14 protein-coding genes and 1 pseudogene are annotated in these 17,106 nt (G+C 48.9%); 8 read left to right on the plus strand and 7 right to left on the minus strand.

Going from position 1 to position 17,106, the window contains the following annotated elements; all coding sequences use genetic code 11:
* Positions 1-48 precede the first annotated feature (48 nt).
* Positions 49-771, plus strand: a complete 723-nt coding sequence (locus C2M36_RS16420) for a 3-deoxy-D-manno-octulosonic acid kinase (protein WP_105255819.1) — start codon at positions 49-51, stop codon at positions 769-771.
* Between the two features lie 28 nt (positions 772-799).
* Here the strand turns inward: C2M36_RS16420 and hldE are convergent, their stop codons facing one another.
* Both hldE and C2M36_RS16430 read right to left on the minus strand, forming a co-directional pair.
* Positions 800-2,239 (minus strand): bifunctional D-glycero-beta-D-manno-heptose-7-phosphate kinase/D-glycero-beta-D-manno-heptose 1-phosphate adenylyltransferase HldE, encoded by a 1,440-nt coding sequence (gene hldE, locus C2M36_RS16425; RefSeq protein WP_105255820.1) that lies wholly within the window; start codon positions 2,237-2,239, stop codon positions 800-802.
* Positions 2,240-2,241: 2 nt separating this feature from the next.
* Positions 2,242-2,826 carry a D-sedoheptulose-7-phosphate isomerase gene (locus tag C2M36_RS16430; protein ID WP_105188313.1) on the minus strand — a complete coding sequence of 195 codons (585 nt, stop codon included), beginning with the start codon at positions 2,824-2,826 and terminating at the stop codon, positions 2,242-2,244.
* Between the two features lie 233 nt (positions 2,827-3,059).
* Between C2M36_RS16430 and C2M36_RS16435 the strand changes: the two genes are divergently transcribed.
* A complete protein-coding gene (locus tag C2M36_RS16435) occupies positions 3,060-4,145 on the plus strand; it encodes a glycosyltransferase family 9 protein (protein WP_105255821.1) in 1,086 nt (361 codons plus the stop codon).
* 23 nt (positions 4,146-4,168) lie between these two features.
* Here C2M36_RS16435 and C2M36_RS16440 read toward each other — a convergent pair whose 3' ends face one another.
* A complete protein-coding gene (locus C2M36_RS16440; RefSeq protein WP_105255822.1) occupies positions 4,169-5,596 on the minus strand; it encodes a capsule assembly Wzi family protein in 1,428 nt (475 codons plus the stop codon).
* 181 nt (positions 5,597-5,777) lie between these two features.
* Here C2M36_RS16440 and C2M36_RS17160 point away from each other — a divergent pair.
* The 6 genes and pseudogenes from C2M36_RS17160 to C2M36_RS16465 form a co-directional block, all read left to right on the plus strand.
* A pseudogene (locus C2M36_RS17160) lies at positions 5,778-6,319 on the plus strand (glycosyltransferase N-terminal domain-containing protein); the annotation flags it as partial.
* Between the two features lie 186 nt (positions 6,320-6,505).
* On the plus strand, positions 6,506-7,003 hold the full coding sequence (locus tag C2M36_RS17165; protein ID WP_325050561.1) for a 3-deoxy-D-manno-octulosonic acid transferase: 498 nt from the start codon (positions 6,506-6,508) through the stop codon (positions 7,001-7,003).
* Positions 6,996-7,544, plus strand: a complete 549-nt coding sequence (locus tag C2M36_RS16450; protein ID WP_105213312.1) for a DUF1415 domain-containing protein — start codon at positions 6,996-6,998, stop codon at positions 7,542-7,544. The genes C2M36_RS17165 and C2M36_RS16450 overlap by 8 nt, the downstream gene beginning before the upstream one ends.
* An 818-nt stretch (positions 7,545-8,362) precedes the next feature.
* Positions 8,363-11,017, plus strand: a complete 2,655-nt coding sequence (locus C2M36_RS16455) for a TrlF family AAA-like ATPase (protein WP_105255823.1) — start codon at positions 8,363-8,365, stop codon at positions 11,015-11,017.
* A 119-nt stretch (positions 11,018-11,136) separates the two neighbouring features.
* The gene (locus C2M36_RS16460) at positions 11,137-11,568 is read left to right on the plus strand and encodes a WapI family immunity protein (RefSeq protein ID WP_105254733.1); all 432 of its coding nucleotides are present in this window, start codon (positions 11,137-11,139) and stop codon (positions 11,566-11,568) included.
* A 112-nt stretch (positions 11,569-11,680) separates the two neighbouring features.
* Positions 11,681-12,211, plus strand: coding sequence for a hypothetical protein (locus C2M36_RS16465; protein WP_105255824.1), 531 nt, complete (start codon positions 11,681-11,683; stop codon positions 12,209-12,211).
* A 731-nt stretch (positions 12,212-12,942) separates the two neighbouring features.
* Here C2M36_RS16465 and C2M36_RS16470 read toward each other — a convergent pair.
* From C2M36_RS16470 to proB, 4 genes are all read right to left on the minus strand, one after another.
* Positions 12,943-13,644 carry a DUF3581 family protein gene (locus tag C2M36_RS16470; RefSeq protein ID WP_105255825.1) on the minus strand — a complete coding sequence of 234 codons (702 nt, stop codon included), beginning with the start codon at positions 13,642-13,644 and terminating at the stop codon, positions 12,943-12,945.
* A gap of 144 nt (positions 13,645-13,788) precedes the next feature.
* Positions 13,789-15,279: a glutamate--tRNA ligase gene (gene gltX / locus C2M36_RS16475; RefSeq protein ID WP_105188321.1), complete on the minus strand. Its 1,491-nt coding sequence runs from the start codon at positions 15,277-15,279 to the stop codon at positions 13,789-13,791.
* 143 nt (positions 15,280-15,422) lie between these two features.
* Positions 15,423-15,782: a glutaredoxin family protein gene (locus C2M36_RS16480; RefSeq protein WP_105188322.1), complete on the minus strand. Its 360-nt coding sequence runs from the start codon at positions 15,780-15,782 to the stop codon at positions 15,423-15,425.
* A 133-nt stretch (positions 15,783-15,915) separates the two neighbouring features.
* Positions 15,916-17,007 (minus strand): glutamate 5-kinase, encoded by a 1,092-nt coding sequence (gene proB, locus C2M36_RS16485; protein WP_442792671.1) that lies wholly within the window; start codon positions 17,005-17,007, stop codon positions 15,916-15,918.
* Positions 17,008-17,106 lie beyond the last annotated feature (99 nt).

The raw sequence follows: 17,106 nt of genomic DNA on the forward strand, positions 1-17,106 counted from the left end.
GGGCAAAAAAAGCTACACTGGCAAGCACCTGCAGCCAATCTGTTTATTATGCAACTGACTCCCCTAGCCCCGAACAAAACCCTGTTTACCGCAAATGCCAATGTTGGCGAGATCACCGAACTATGGTTTTCTCCTGAACACTGGTTGGCCCAGGATAAGGTGTACGCACAAAAAACCGGACGTGCCACCGCCTACTTTTTTGCCGAGGGCGATTTACGCGCCGTGCTCCGTCATTATTGGCGCGGTGGTCTAGTTGGTAAGGTGCTGCAAGATCAGTACCTCTATACCGGTATCAAAAACACCCGGGTCTACCGCGAATTTTCCCTGATGTGCGCGCTTTATCAACAAGGCCTGCCCGTGGTTGAGCCCATTGCCGCCTTGGTTAAACGTTCGGGTCTGATTTACCGCGGCGACATCATTACCCGTGCCTTAGAAGGGGCACAAAGTCTGTGTGAACGCCTTCAGGCCGGCTCCTTAAGCGAACAAACGATACTGGGTATTGGCCAGACCATCGCCCGTTTCCATAACGCCGGCGTCTATCACGCCGATTTAAATATCAATAATATTCTCTTTGATACTCAGGATGATGTGTACATCATTGATTTTGACAGAGGGGAATTGCGCCAGCCAGAACCACAGTGGCAACAGCAGAATATGGCCAGATTAGCGCGCAGCTTTGCCAAGGAAGCCGGTCGTCAAAGCACCTTTCATTGGCAACAAAAAGATGGGCGGTGTTTAATGGCTGCCTATCAGCAAGCACTTACCTACTGATAGGGCCTGCTGATAGGATAAACACGAATTAAGTGCGGATTTTGCTGATCACGTTGGACGTTGAGCAGCCGTTTAGAAACTCCAGCACCTCAACCTGACCACCGTGACGCAGCACATGCTCGGCACCGGCGATCTCTTCAACCTTGTAATCCCCGCCCTTAACGAGAATATCCGGGCTTACCTGCTCAATCAGCTTGGCCGGGGTATCGTTTTCTTCCACCTTACCAAAGGGGATCACCCAGTCCACCGAGGCTAAGGCACTCAGTACCATGGCACGCTCTTCAAGCGGATTGATAGGACGCTCAGGGCCCTTTAAGCGGGCAATGGAATCATCGGTATTTAACCCCACCACCAAGCGGTCGCCCATGGCCTTGGCCTGGGCCAGATAACGCACATGACCGGCATGGAGAATATCGAAACAGCCATTGGTGAACACGATTTTCTCACCATTTTGCTTGGCAAATTCAATATGCTGCAACACGGACTCAAACGGCGCCTGATAATGCTCGCCATTTTCGCGCAGGTATTGTCCCAACTTACGGCTGAGCTCCTCCGGCGAAACGGTGGCGGCACCGAGTTTGCTCACCGCAATACCGGCGGCGATATTAGCCAGCTCCACCGCATCCGCTGGGGCCATGCCGGCACCTAGCATCACGGTCAGGGTGGCGATCACCGTATCACCGGCACCGGTGACATCGCTGACCTCGCGCACCTGGGCGGCAAAGTCATGTTTTTCGGTGGCGCTGATCAGCGACATGCCCTGCTCGGAGCGGGTTAGCAGCATAGCACCAATGCCGGCCTCGCGAATAAGTGCACGGGCACTGGCGGTCAATGCCTGCTCATCGCTGCTGTCACCGCCGGCTAGCCTAAATTCATTGAGGTTTGGGGTGATATAATCGGCACCACGATACAGGCTAAGCTGCGGCGATTTTGGGTCAACCAACACGGTTTTGCCGGCATCCTTAGCAACGCGGATCATGGCCTCAATCAGGGTCAGTGAACCCTTGTTGTAGTCGGAGAAAAGTACAAAGTCGTAGTCATCCACCACGCGCTCAAGGCGTTGTAGCAACAATTGTGAATGTTCTTTATTGAATTGCTCTTCCTGATCCAGACGCACCACCTGCTGATGGCGGCTGATCACCCGCATTTTCGCTATGGTCGGCAGCTCCACCACCTGCACCAGCTGCGAGTCGATGTGTTCTTGCGCCAAAATGCGCTGCAGGGTTTGCCCGCTTTCGTCATCGCCAATCAAACCGAGCAAGGCCACCTGACCGTCGAGTCGGGCAATGTTTTTAGCGACGTTAGCGGCACCACCGGCCTTGTCTTCAAGGCGGTTTACCTTCACCACGGGTACCGGCGCCTCCGGTGAGATACGTCCGGAGTCGCCATGCCAGTAGCGGTCGAGCATCACATCGCCAACCACCAACACCTTGGCTTTATTTAGATTTTTAAGTAATCCCAGATCCATGCTTACTCCGCTACCAGCATATCAAGCGCTTCACACAGCCAGTGGCCAATAAACATGTGTGCCTCTTGAATACGAGCGGTTTCATCGTTGGCGATGATAATCGGCAGCTTGGCGATGTTTTTCACCTCCCCCCCGTCACGACCGGTTAAGGCCACGGTGTAAGCACCGATTTCATTGGCGGCTTGGAGCGCCAGGTTGATATTGGCACTGGTGCCCGAGGTAGTCAGGCCGATCACCAGGTCTTCCGGCTTACACAAAGCCTGCACCTGGCGCGCAAACACGGTATCGAAGTGATAGTCGTTAGAATGAGCAGTGAGGATTGAGGTGTCCGTGGTCAGGGCAATCGACGCCAAGGGGCCTCGCTCTTTTTTATAGCGCACCACAAATTCAGCGGCTAAGTGCTGAGCATCGGCGGCACTGCCACCATTACCAAACCAGATCACCTTGCCACCGGCTTGCAATGCCTGGTGACAGGCGGCCAGTAATTCGGTTGCTTGCTGTTGATAGGTATCCATAACTTCAAAGAGCGCACGATGGCGGGCAAGGCTATCCTGATAGGAAGCCGCTAGGTTGTCGGTATTGACCATTTTCGATCCTCATTCACGAGTTTTAACGGCATTATTCCAAAGAGTATTTAGAATTGCACGTTTTTGTCTTAGATTGGCCTTGCTGCCTCGCTGGCCCCACCCCTAAGCCTGACTGTATTCGGAATTAGTTAATAGAGTTTAACTGTTAACTTAAATGCCACATTTGGGTACTGCCATTGCCACCCCGGCTTTGTTATTATTGGCCGGTATTGAATTAAATCAGGCTTAATTAAGTGACCCAGCACGGAAGTAATCCCTTAATCGGCGCAGCCCAATTACAACAAGCGAAGCGCATATTATATATGAGCCATCTGGCGCTGGGTGATTACGTCTATCAAGGGGTGTTTTTGCAGCAGCTGGCCGCCACTTACCCGCATTTAGAGATAGATGTGTGGTTCGATGACTGCCGCGAGCAACGTAAAAGCTGGCACGGCGGGCGCAATCAAATTTTAGGCCAGTGGCTCGAAAGTGAGCCCAATATCAGCCATATCTACGCCAACCCAGATTCCGAGCAACAGCGCCAACAACAAATACAAGATGCACAGCAGCGCCACTATGATCTGGTGTTTTTTATCGCCACCACGCGCAGCGAGCGCTTCTGTCATTATGCCCGACTGATAGCCGGCGACGGCTGCGCAGTGGGGGCCTATGCGCTCAATGCGGTGCAACGCTGGCAGCACAAAGAGGCCATTGCTGCCCTCGATGCCAGTATAAAGGTCAGTAAAAGCACCCGCTTCGATCATATTAGCGAGTTTTACCGCCATCACTTTCACGCCCTGGTTGCCATGGACTCCCCGGCACGGGCATTTCAGCAATTACGCGTACCACAACTTTATTTGGATGCGCTGCAAAATAGCGACGAGCTGGATAATTTCGTTTTTATCAATCATCTGTCGACCACGGAAAAGCGTGACTGGCAACTGGCCCAGGTGTTTGAATGCATCGCCACCTTACACCAGGCGCAACCGACCTTACGCTTTGTGATCAACGCCACCAATGAGCAGGTAACGCAGTTGCAACATCAGGTGCAAAGCAACAACCAGCTTAGGGATATTAATATCAGTACCTTCAGCGCTAAGCGTCATTTTTACGAGTTACCGGCGATGATCAGCCGCGCTCGTTTAGTGATCAGTGTGGAAACGGCGATTATGCATTTAGCCGCCGCCTTAAACGTGCCGGCGCTGGCGCTGATCCGTGCCAAAGCGCATCAATGGCGCCCCTTGGGTCCGGGTGAAATCCTGGTCGGCGGTAAGCGCGTCGACAGCATCAGCGCGCAAACCGTGGCCGACAAGGCCCTGGCGCTATTAGCCAAGGCCTAGGCTGAGCCTCACCGACCGCTCAATTACCAGTAAAGCGAGATAGAGGCGTGGCCGTAACTTTCGTCAAACACGTCGTTGCCATAGGTCACCTGAGTTTCCACTCGATACCCATCAATCATGCTGCTGTTAAGTAGCTGAAGTTCCTGAGCACCGCTGTACTGGGTCGAATCATTATCCTGCAGGGTCAGCTTAAGCTGCCATAATGAGTCCATATCCTGCTGATAATCCAGCACCAGGGCATGCACTTCGGCGGGCACACCGTCGCCAAAGATACGTCTGTCGCCGGCATAGTGACCAAACACGAAGCCATCGTTGGTGTTACCAAACTTATACAAGCCATTGGTATACCAGGATGTTTTCCATTTGTTGTATTCGTAACGCAAGGCAACATCCGAGGTCAACTGAGGCAGATAGGCACCAAAGGAAGTAACCTGATTGCCCAGGCTAAAGTTGCTGCCACCCTGAGTGTCTTCGCCGCCGTACTCAAAGTAGATTTCGGTGGGCATGCCCCAATCGAAATAGAAGGTAGAGGTTACCGAAGCCAATTGGTCACCCAATTCGGTGTCTTTTTCTTCTGCGCTATAGCTGTTATCGCTGCCGGCAGGGTCGAAAAAGGCATCCAGCACATCGCCAAAGTCCACATCGCGGGGACCACCACCAAATTGCATAATACGGTTAAAGCCCAGTTTCCAGCCACTTAGCGGTTCAAGGCTGATATGGGTACCGGCTACACGCGGCTTACCATCGTACCATTCGCCCTGATATTGAATGCCCTCTTTAACCTCTTCCAGCTCGGTGTAAAAGAGTTCAAAATCAAAATTCCACCAGTTATGCGCCGGCGCCACCATACCCAATGAGATGGAAGGCGAGGCTTTGGCATTAGTCGAGATCATCTGAGCGCTTGTTTTAAACGGAGAAAACCAATGCTCCTTGTAGCCAATATTAAGCTGGAGATCTTCACCGGCAATAGCCACAAAAGTGTTATAAGGCACCAGGTCGCCAGCTTCGGCACGGTATTCCAGACCGACTTGCATCAACATCATATTGTTCGGGCGCCAAATGCCCTCGAACATCACCTGGCCCCACTCATCCGTGGTTAAACCCCGTTGATTGGCCAAAGGTGTGGTTTGGTCATGCTCATAACGCAGGGTCACACCGGCACGGGTGATGTTGTCATCGCCGCGATAACGCGCGAGTTTGTCACTGATGGAGCGAAAGAGCGCCGGGTTTTGCTCTTTTAGCTGGGCTAAAGCCTTATCGATATCACTAAAGCGATAGGGCTTGCTCATGGGCGTACCCGTGGTTTGCACAAACATGCGATCCAATTGCTGTTCTAAATTTACGTCATAGCCTACCGGCAGGTATGCCGTGGGCTTGGCCGCGGCCGCACCACTGAATGCCAATAGCAGTGCCGCACCTGCCACAGAGGTGGCGAATTTATGTCCTTTCATGCGATTTCCTAGCGCCTTAAAATAATGCGAAAATACTATCAAATTCATGGCCATTACTCAGCAGTTAAATTGTAAAGTTTTGGCACCGGGATGAACTCGGGTTACACTAAGGCTTTGCAATTTCTGGTCATTGATTCTTTTGTTTGCACGCTTTTTATATTCCCTTATTCTGCTGATTCTTATGCCCTTGGCCTGCTTTTATTTGTATGTACTACGTGGGCGCAAAAACCCAGGTTATAGAAAAAACTTTGGCGAACGCTTCGGCTTTACCGACGCCAGCGGCGACATCATCTTGCATTGCGCCTCCGTCGGCGAGGTGCTGGCCACACTGCCATTAATTAAGGCGCTGCTGGCCGATAAACATCAATACCGCTTGGTGATCAGCACCAACACGCCGACCGGACGAGAGCAAATTAACCAGCTGCTGGCCAAAGCATTGCCGCCGCCCGAGTGCAGGTCTGTTACCTGCCCTTTGACTTGCCCCTGGCTCAGCGCCGCTTTATTCGCCGCTCCGGGGCGCGCCTGCTGGCGGTGATTGAAACCGAACTCTGGCCTAACCTCTTGCACCGAGCCAAACGAGCCGGACTCAACACCTTGATTATCAACGCCCGTCTGTCAGAGAAATCAGCACAAGGTTATGCCCGGGTCGCGCCGCTTACACGCAGCATTTTGAACGATATAGACAGGCTCGCCTGCCACCATCAGGCCGATAGTGAGCGCTTTATTAACCTAGGTTTGGATAAAGATAGGCTTGAAGTTACCGGTTCAATCAAGTTCGATATCGGCGTCAGCGAACAACAGGCAACGCAGGCCAAGCAACTTAAGGCCAGCCTGGGGCAAACGCCAATCTGGATAGCCGGCTCAACGCACCCGGGCGAGCCCGAGCTGCTGCTTGGTGCTCATGAGCAAGTGAGAAAAAGTTACCCCGATGCCTTACTGATTATCGCCCCGCGCCACCCCGAGCAATTCGACAAGGTCGCCGAGCAACTCACAGCTCAAGGCATGAACTTTTCCCGTCGCAGCAAGGGCGAACATCAAGGTGAGGCAGTACTGCTGGCCGACACCCTGGGCGAGCTCACCATGCTCTATGGCGCCGCCGATGTCGCCTTTATTGGCGGCAGCCTGATTGAGCGCGGTGGCCACAACCCGCTCGAGGCCTGTGCCCACGGCATACCTGTGCTTAGCGGCCAACATACCTTCAATTTTGACCATGTCTATCCGGCCTTGATAAACGAAGGCGGCGCCCTCTGGGTTGATGAGCACAACCTGGTCGACACCCTAAACAGCCTGTTTAGCGAGCCGCAAAAACGTGCCGACATGGGTGCCAGTGGCCTTAAAGTGGTACAGCAAAATCAGGGCGCCATTAATAAAACCCTGGCGCTAATCGAGGAGCAAATTAATGCATAAATGTGAAGCGGCCATGCGCCAATGGGTGAGCTCGGTCATAGTCAAATACAACTTCTGCCCCTTTGCCCGCCAGGAAGTGGAAAACAACGCCATTCGCTATTATCTAAGCGAGGCCACCGAGCTCGAAGAGGCGGTGCTCGACACCTTAGAACAATGCCGAGAGCTGGATAATCACCCGGAAATTGAAACCACCTTGGTATGCTTTACCCAGGGCTTTAGTGACTTCGACCAGTTCTTAGATTTGATCGATTTAGCCAATGCGTTGTTAGTCGCCCAGGGCTTTGAAGGCACCTATCAACTCGCCCACTTTCACCCCGAGTATGTGTTCGCCGATGCCGATGAGGACGACGCCGCCAATTACACCAACCGCGCCCCCGCTCCCTGCTTGCATATTATCCGCGAAGAAAGCATGGAACAGGCCCTGGCCAACTATGACGAACCTGAGAGCATCCCCGAGCACAACATGCGTTTAGCGCGCCGCAAAGGCGCGGACTTTTGGCAAGCACTACTTGAGAAGTGCATGCACAAATCTGTGCGGTAAGATTTTGTAGGTCGGTGCTTCGCGCGACACCTGTTTTCAAATTTAGATCTTGTCGGGTCGCCGACTTTGACTTAGAGGAAATGCTAAGTTCAGTGCTAATAATTCATCCATGAAAACGGGTTCCTGTTCGTGACGAAGTTACGGCATCCATGCTTCGGTCACTCGTCGCCCCTAAGAACCCCGAGGCGCCCCCACATTGCATTATTTCCTCAACGCGCTGCGAGAAATGAACGTAACCAACATGTACAGCCCAATCCCCCTCCTCGTAGAACTCGTCGCCTTCAAGCGGCGGGAGTGAAATTATTCACTCCCTTGTTTCCGCTTTCAGCCATTTCCTGAGCATGTTTTCGCCCGCTGTCCCCCTCCTCACAGAACTCGTCACCTTCAAGCGGCGAGAGTGAAACTATTCACTCTCTTATTTCCGCTTTCAGCCAACGGGCGATTACTCTTCTCGCACCCCGTTTTGGATGCAATGTAAGGGGATTAGGCTGGTACACCTACGTTCTACAGAAAGTCTAATAAAATCTGTAATTCCGAAAAGAGCGACATCTAGTCTTCCACCTAAATCACTGTGTATACATCCATAATCGTTGAGTTTCTCCCATAGTCAGGAAAACGACCCAATGGGTCGTTTTTGTCGTGTCCAGGTTTAGAGCAATGTAGCGTAACTTCAATGCTGGTAAGTACTTCCTAAATTTGCTATCAATGGTCATAGGACAAAAACGAGACAGATTGCGGCAGAAAAACGACCCAATCGCTCGATATTAAATTGTTATTGAGCCCCGTAAGCCTCGGTGAAAAAATTAAGGATTGAAAATATGAATATGGCTGTTGAACATACTAAGGCAAAATTCTGGAAGTGCGCACTCCAAGTAAATCCTGCAAGTTATATAACGTATCGAGGACAAGATCAGGGTTTTTCAGAAGATGACTATAATCAGAAATTATTAGAGGTTTGTCTTGAGGAGTCAATCAAGGTTGTAGGAATAGCTGATCACGGGAATGTTGATTCAGTTACAAAGATTAAAGAAGCCTTCAATGCACAAGGTATTGTTGTCTTTCCTGGCTTTGAGATTGCTTCTAGTGAAAAAATTCATTTGGTTTGTCTATACCCAGAAGACACAAGCATTCAAACCCTAAATAATTATTTGTATGAATTTGATATAGATACATCTAATGGAACAGCTCCCTCCACGAAGAGTGCTGACTTTATTTTATCGACAGTTATAGACAAAGGTGGATTTGTTTATGCCGCACATTGCACAGATGATAACGGTGTATTGAAGCAGAGGTTAAACAATATTTGGAAAAATAAAAATCTGCTTGCAGCGCAAATCCCTACTTCACTAGAAGCTCTAAAAGAGCAAGGTGACCAAGCCAACTATCAGATTCTTTTAAATAAAAACCCTGATTACAAGCGCGATAAAAATATTGCGATTATCAATGCTAAAGATATAGAAGATCCGGAAACCTTAAGAAAAGAAAATGCGACTTGTTTAGTGAAAATGTCAACCCCCTGCTTTTCCTCGTTTAAATTAGCATTTTCAGATTCAGAGTCCCGTGTTCGCCTCAACTCTGATGTCAAAGAGAAGTATTACTCCAGAATAGAGTCTGTAAGGTTTGTTGGCGGATTTCTTGATGGAATTGATATTAAATATTCAGAGCATTTAAATGCTTTAATAGGTGGAAGAGGCACAGGTAAATCAACGTTAATTGAGTCAATTCGTTATATTTTAGATATCGAACCAATAAGCAAAGAGTCTAAAACACAGCACCTTAAAGTTATAAAACAGAATATTGGCTCAGGTTTTGCTGAGTTGACTATCAAATCAGCAGTAAAGCACGGAAAGTTATATACAATTTCAAGACGATATGGTGAACCACCAATAGTAAAAGATGACAGCGGATCTGTATCTACTTTTTCTCCCCAAGACCTATTACCTGATATTGAGATTTTCGGTCAAAATGAAATCCACGAAATAGCTAAAGACTCGAGTGAACAATTAAAAGTGGTAGAGCGATTCCTAAATACAGAGAAAATTGAGAAAGAATCAGGAATTTCGACAATTAAAGACCAGTTGGAGATAACAAGAAATAAGATAGCTGATTTAACATCGAGCGTGTCTAGCTTGGAATCTGATGTGGAGGATTTGAAAACTCATGAAGAAGACGAAAAAAGGTATAAAGAGCTTGGCATAGACCAGCAATTAAAACTATTACCAATAGTTGAATCGGAAAGAAGTACTTTTAGTACGGTTTTAGAAAAAATTGAAACTTTAAAGGGGGCATTGAAAGAGTTCTCTGAATCTATTCCATGTGGTGACTTCATAACCGATGAGTTAATCAAGGACTATCCAGACAAAGCAATCTTCGAAAAAGCTAAAGCGGCCTTGGTTGAATTTAAAGTAAGTATCGAAGCATCTGTTTCAAAAATGGAGCTTAACTCTGAGAGCGCACAACAAAATCTAAAGCTACTTGATAATGAACTTCAGGAAAGCATAAATAAGCAAGAAGATTCCATAACCAAAGAATTTAAAAAATTGGCTCCTGTTGAAGGATTAACAGGAAAACAAATTGGTGAGCAATATCGAGATCTGATTAAGAACATCGAAAGGTTAAAGCCTAAGCGTTCTGAGCTCGAGGCAGAACAGACTAAGCTAGAGAAAGAAATAGCTAATAGACAGTCATTACTTGCGAAATTATCTGAGAAAAAAACGAATAGAGCTACTGCCTTTGAAAAGGGAGTTAAGAAGTTAAATAGGAAGTTAAAAGGCAATATTAGGGTTAACTATTCGGCAGAAAAAAACAGACTAGGATTAATAAAGCTTATTGTTGGTTACCGTTTACCTGATGTTGGTGAGGGGAGACTTTCCTGGATGAAATCTGTAGATGAGTTTTCTGCTCCTTTACTAGCAGAAACAATTAGGAAAGGACGGGATGCTTTAATAGATAAAAACTGGGGGATGACCTCTACGACCGCTGATAGATTATCAAAAATCAGCAATCAACAAATAATGGAAATTGAAGAGTTTAAGATTGATGATTTGGTTAGCATTGAGTTGAATGTTTCAACTGATGAAGATCCTCAATATAAAAATCTTGATTCATTATCAACTGGACAGCAGTGTACAGCCTTATTACATATGCTTCTGCTTGATAATCAAGACCCGTTGCTGTTAGACCAACCTGAAGATAATCTCGACAATGCATTTATAGCAGAAAGAATTGTTACTCAAGTTAGAGATGCCAAGTTAACAAGGCAATTTATCTTTGCTACTCATAATGCAAACATACCTGTTTTTGGAGATGCAGAATGGATTGGTGTTTTAGAGTCAACCAACGAAAGTGCAACTTTACCAGTCCAGAATCAAGGCTCTATTGATCAGCAAAATATTCAAAACCTTGCTGCTAAAATTCTTGAAGGTGGCGAAGATGCCTTTAATCGAAGAAAAGAAAAGTATGGCTTTGAGTAAGGGCTAAATAACAAGTCGTTTAAAAGGACAAAAAACAGTTGGCTTTTTCTCCTTCGTCGCTAATTTTAGCCAACTATTTTATTGCCTCTTAACGAGGCGTTATAAAGCACAAGGAACGTATGAGTTTATCCATCGGTTGTTCTCCAAATGAACAAGTAGAGATCACTGTAGAAAAGTACCAACACTCTCCCAGTGGCGAGTCTTTTGATGATAACTGGCTTCTTTGCTCTGTTAGTGTTTCATTCGGAAGCTTTAGTGGTAAATTTTCTGCCAGTTTCCAAACCTATGATTTCGTTAAATTCTCTAAAGAAATACAAAAACTCTATTCTTGCTTAAAAGGTACAGCTACATTTGACAGCCTTGAGGGGCAACTTGAAATCAAATTAGTTGGGAATGGAAGAGGTGGAATAGAATTAGAGGGAAATTGCATGGACAGTGTTGGTGTTGGAAATGAGCTTAAATTCTCTAGTGGGTTTGATCAAACCTATCTCCAATCTATCATCGAAGACCTAGATGAAATTTTAAAGGGTTTTCCCGTACGTGCTTTATAACAAGCTAATTAATAAGGACAAAAAACAGTTGGCTGTTTTCGTTCCTCAACATTTTAGCCAACAATTTTTTGCCCATTATTAGGGCGTTAGCTCTCTATGGAAATGGAATGGAATGAATCAAGTCATTGAAAAAATAACAAAAAAGCGGCCTACTTGCCTAGAGGGTTTTAATGTTTCCTCGACCGATGCGGTTTTACCGACTAATTGGAATAATGGTGATTCATTCATAACCAAGCAAATTTCCTGTACCTGCGGTAACTCACAGTTGAAATTGCTAACTTATGAATTTATCGAAAAGAAAGGCTTTTTCAAAAAGCGGGAAATTGTAAAGAAATGCTCGCCAGTGTATGTTGAATGCCCAGAATGTAATAGTAACAAATTACTCTTCAACCCAGAGGTGCATGGTTGGAACGGTGAGCAGAATGAAAACAAACCGCAATTAGACTCTGTTGGTGCAGTCCCCTTTACGGATAAGGCTGGCAAAGTGTATGTCACCTATTCCTATCAAGGTACAGAAAACTACGAAGAAATGCTCGAAGATGATGAGCTTGATAATCCACAAGATTTCTTTGATACATTTACTGTTTACTTTGAAGAAACAGAGCAAAAGCTAAGTCTCGTAACAACCGACGAATGCGCGTAATCGAGAGCTAACAAGCCACTGAAGCGGGACTCGTAACAGTTGGCTCGGTTTCGCTTCGCTACACATTATAGCCAACTATTACTCGCTCCTTAGTGGAGCGTTACCATCGTCCGCTATTGGCTTAGCGGCCTATCGGATATCTCAAAACTAACAGGTATCGATCCCCCCGCTTAGATTCGCGCTGGAGAAATCGGCTTTTGTTGTGGAGTGTGTCATTGAGAGCGAGGCAGGCTGAAAGCGGTAATAAGCGAGTGAATAATTTCACTCGCGCCGCTTGAAGGCGACGAACTCTGTGAGGAGAGGGATTGCCGAGCTAGATTTATCAGTACAGGGATGTGCTGTTAAATCGCCTCCATGACTAAACGGAGCGTTTAACAAAACGCTGATTTCGTAAGCATTAGCGAATCACGGGCGCCTTGGGGTTCCAAGGGGCGGTTGGGGCAAACCGCCCTTTGGTTGCCGTCCCCGGCCTCTCGCTGGCTCAAGGCGTTCGCTTGCTAAAAATAGTCCACCGGACTATTTTCTTAACGCGCTCACCCAACGCGACAAGGTTTTTAAATTCACACCGCATTCGGCGGCCCGACAAAGGTTGTCAGGTTTGGGGAAACAAAAAAGGCCAATGCTTTCACATTGACCCTTTAAAACCGCATTAGTCGGCGTTCCCACGAACGATAACGCCGCGGTCGGCGTCTCGACGAACCAAAAGCGCCCTGTCGGCGCCCCGACCCGCATCACGCTGGCTTCAGCGCTGCCTTCTTCTCATTGTAGCCACGGATCAACTCATCCACGGTATCCTGACAGTATTCGCGAATACCCGAGACCAGCATGTGCTTCTCACCACGGCCAATTACTGCGCCATTTTCAATCAGGTCAAAGCGCAAGATGATCTTGCCGCGCTTGCCTTCATAGCTGAACTCGTGCTCTCCTTCGCGCAACTCGGGAGCGTGAGCATCAAGGGTGTCCATATGAATGCTCATGGACTCATAGATGATCATCGGGCGCGCCGGGTTAATCATCACCCCTTGCTTACCCATCAGCGGGATCACCACGTGTGGGAAGGCCTTACCCGAGAATTCCACATAGTTCCTGATCAGCGCGTTGGTCAGGGTCTTACAGGCACTGTTAGCGCCTTCACGAGCCACGCTCAAATAGCATTTGTCGCCATCTTTAATATCGAACTGGGCGCTGCCCTCTGGCATGCCCAGTTTAACGCCTTCGTCCACCATGTTGGCGAAGGTGAAGCGCATCTGCTCATTAATTCCGTACTTATCAAGTACCACTGAAAACAGTAAATCTCCTGGCACACAGAATTTTTTCGCTTCAACGTCATGAAGTGGATTGAAATCATCGGCCACGGCTTTGGCAAAACGACTGCCCTGTTCACGGGTGATACACACGTGGGTGCCAAAATCTTGATAATACTGCTCTAACATAGCTGCTCTACTTGAGTACAAAAAAACTGCGGCAGTGTAACAAAATTTACGCACTGAGAGGTCGTATCTGTTGCTTTTTCCTTTAAAAAGGCACAAAAAAGGCCACTTTGCGGGGCAAGGCAGCCTTTTTTCTTAGAGTGCGACCTAGTTAAAGTCGCGGTAGGCTTTTTCTAGCTTTTTCGCCTGCTTTTTCGACACACCAAGGTGCTCTAACGCCAAACGCAGGCGTGCACGGGACATGTCCGAACCCAGGATTTCCATGGCATCTAGCACGGAAGTTGACGACTTCTTGCCGGTAATTGCCACGAAAATAGGCTCAAGGAAGTCTTTAATCTTCAGCTCGTGGAAGGTCGCAACCTTTTTAGCAATGGCGAAGATTTCCGATTTTTCCCAATGGCGCAGCGTTTCCAGCTCCCAGATAAAGAATTGCAATGCCTGACGCACCACATCTTCTTCAACCTTACCATCGGTTAGCAGCGCCGGATCATAGTGCGGCATACCGGCAACAAAGTGCCCGGCCAGGTCAACCAGATCAGAAAGCGTATCGATACGGGCTTTCGCTTCCGGCAAAATGCGGCGCAGCATGTCGCCATTGTATTTCCAGTCAACGAAGCGCTGAATTAGTTGCTCGTCGCTGAAGTCTTCACGTAACCAGGTGCCATTCAGCCATTTCAGCTTCTCGATATCGAATACCGGGCCGCCCAGAGAAACGCGTTTCATATCGAAGTGCTCGATCATCTCTGCCAGGGTGAACTTTTCACGCTCGTCCGGCATCGACCAGCCCATGCGGCCCAAGTAGTTCAGCACCGCTTCCGGCAAGAAGCCCATTTCTTTGTAGTAGTTGATAGAGGTCGGGTTCTTACGCTTGGACAGCTTAGACTTATCCGGGTTACGCAGTAACGGCAGGTGACCCAGTACCGGCGCTTGCCAGCCAAAGTCTTCGTATAGCTTAAGCAGTTTTGGCGCCGAGTTGATCCACTCTTCACCACGGAAGATGTGGCTGATCTGCATATGGTGGTCGTCCACCACATTGGCCAGGAAGTAAGTCGGGAAGCCGTCTTGCTTCAACAGCACCTGCATATCAACGTTTTCCCATGGGATCTCAATCTCACCGCGCAGGTAGTCGTTAAATTTAAAGCTGCCTTCGGCAGGGATTTTCATACGGATAACGTAGGGTTTGCCCGCTTCCAGGTTTGCCTTCACTTCGTCGTCGCTTAGCAACAAGCCACGGCCATCGTATTTAGGGCGCAGGCCCTCGGCCATTTGCTGCTCACGCATTTCGTCCAGCTCTTCGGCGGTGGCGAAACAGTAAAACGCCTTGCCCTCTTCAACCAACTGGTGCGCATATTTTTTATATAGATCAGAGCGCTCAGACTGACGATAGGGGCCGAACTCGCCGCCCACATCCGGACCATGATCCCACTGCAGACCTAACCACTGCAGGCTGTCCATAATGGCTTGTTCCGACTCCGGCGTACTGCGCACCTGATCCGTATCTTCGATACGTAAAACAAACTCACCGCCTTGCTGCTTGGCAAAACAATAGTTAAATAGGGCGATATAGGCAGTGCCTAGGTGCGGATCACCGGTCGGTGACGGGGCAACACGGGTACGAACAGTCGTGCTCTGGGTCATGCTAGCGTCTCTTTCAATTAGCAACTAAAAATTTGCTGCAAATGCTAGCACAATGGCGGGTAATTTCGTAGAGGAAAACGCCGCGACAGGGCACCTGAGTGCGAGAAATTTCAGCACCCAGGGGAAATCTTGGAATCTTAAGGTTAAGCGGCAATTTTATCCAGATAGGCGACGATATCCGAAGATTCGTACATCCACTGCACCTGACCATCTTCTTCAATGCGCAAACAAGGCACTTTCACCTTGCCACCCTGCTCCGCCAGCTCCTGACGGTAGGCGTTATCGCCTTTGGCATCGCGGGTTTCAATGTTCAGACCGTTACGCTTAATAGAGCGGCGCACCTTTACGCAAAACGGACAGGCATGGAATTGATACAGTGCCATGTTGGCGGTCTGCGTATCCAGCTGTTGCTGCGCTTGCGGGTCGCGCTTTTTGCTGCGCGGGGTAAAGATAAAATTAAAGAATAAAATAATGCGGCCTAACAACCAGCGAATGACTTTCATAACAACTCTCATCACGACAAAATCAAAGGCGCGAGTGTATCACGCGGTTAAAATTGCGCCAAGGGAAGTGCACACCCCTGGCTCCTGTCGAAAGTTATTACCGAAAACGGCTGCTGTAAGCTGTCGCTAAGAGCTAATCCCGAAAGCTGACAAAGTCATCGCGATGGATCAGCATAGCGCCATTGTCATAGCCCAACACCTGCGCCTTAGACTGCTCCGGGTTCGCCAGCAGCTGCTGCAACTCCTCACTGTGATAACGGGCCACGCCCTTACCCACACTGCAGCCCTGACTGTCGAATACCTGCACCAGATCGCCGCGGCTAAACTCGCCGGCAAAACGGGCAATACCGACGATCAGCAAACTGGCGCCTTGCTGTCTGAGCGCCTTCGCCGCACCATCATCCACATAAATGGCTGCCTTGCTGATGGGGCCGGCCAACAGCCAACGTTTGCGGGTGTCTTTGGGTGCCGTCAGGCTGACAAAGCGGGTGCCCAGCTGCTGGGTTAAACAGTTGCTGATCACGTCCTCGCCATGACCGGCACTGATGATCACATCGACCCCGGCATGGCGGGCAATGCTCGCCGCCTCGATTTTCGTAGCCATGCCGCCGGTGCCCACCGCCGTGCCACTGCCACCGGCCAAAGCCTTAATGGAGTCATCGATATGACGAATTTCCGGGATCAGCTCGGCATCCGGGTTGGTACGCGGATCGGCGCTAAAAAGCCCGGGTTGATCGGTGAGCAGCAAGAGTTTATCGGCATCCGCCAATACCGCCACTCGGGCCGAGAGATTGTCGTTATCGCCCACCTTGATCTGCGCCGTCGCCACCGCATCATTTTCATTGATAATGGGCACCGCGCCCTCTTTTAACAACGCCATTAAGGTATCGCGGGCATTGAGATAGCGTTCACGATCATCGAGATCGGCGCGGGTTAACAGCAACTGCCCGACCGGCACATTATAAAGAGCAAACAGGGTTTGCCAGGTGTGTACCAACTGGCTTTGGCCTATGGCCGCCAGCATCTGTTTTTGTGCCAATGTTTCATTACCGGCGCTGCGCCCCAGTAATTCACGCCCTGCGGCCACGGCGCCGCTGGATACCAGCACGATACGGTTGCCGGCCTTTTGCAGCTGCACGCATTGGCGCACCAACTCCACCATGTGCGCCCTGTCCAGTCCCTGGCCGTTATTGGTAAGCACACTGGTGCCTAATTTGATCACTATGGTTTGCACCGTGTTTAGCCCTGTTGATAGTTAAAAGAAGTTCATTTTTACCCCAAGCTTGGGCGATTAAACAAGTTAAATTAATTCAACTGTGCTAGC

The sequence above is a fragment of the Pseudoalteromonas sp. T1lg75 genome (genome assembly GCF_002964705.1).
Taxonomy (GTDB): domain Bacteria; phylum Pseudomonadota; class Gammaproteobacteria; order Enterobacterales; family Alteromonadaceae; genus Pseudoalteromonas.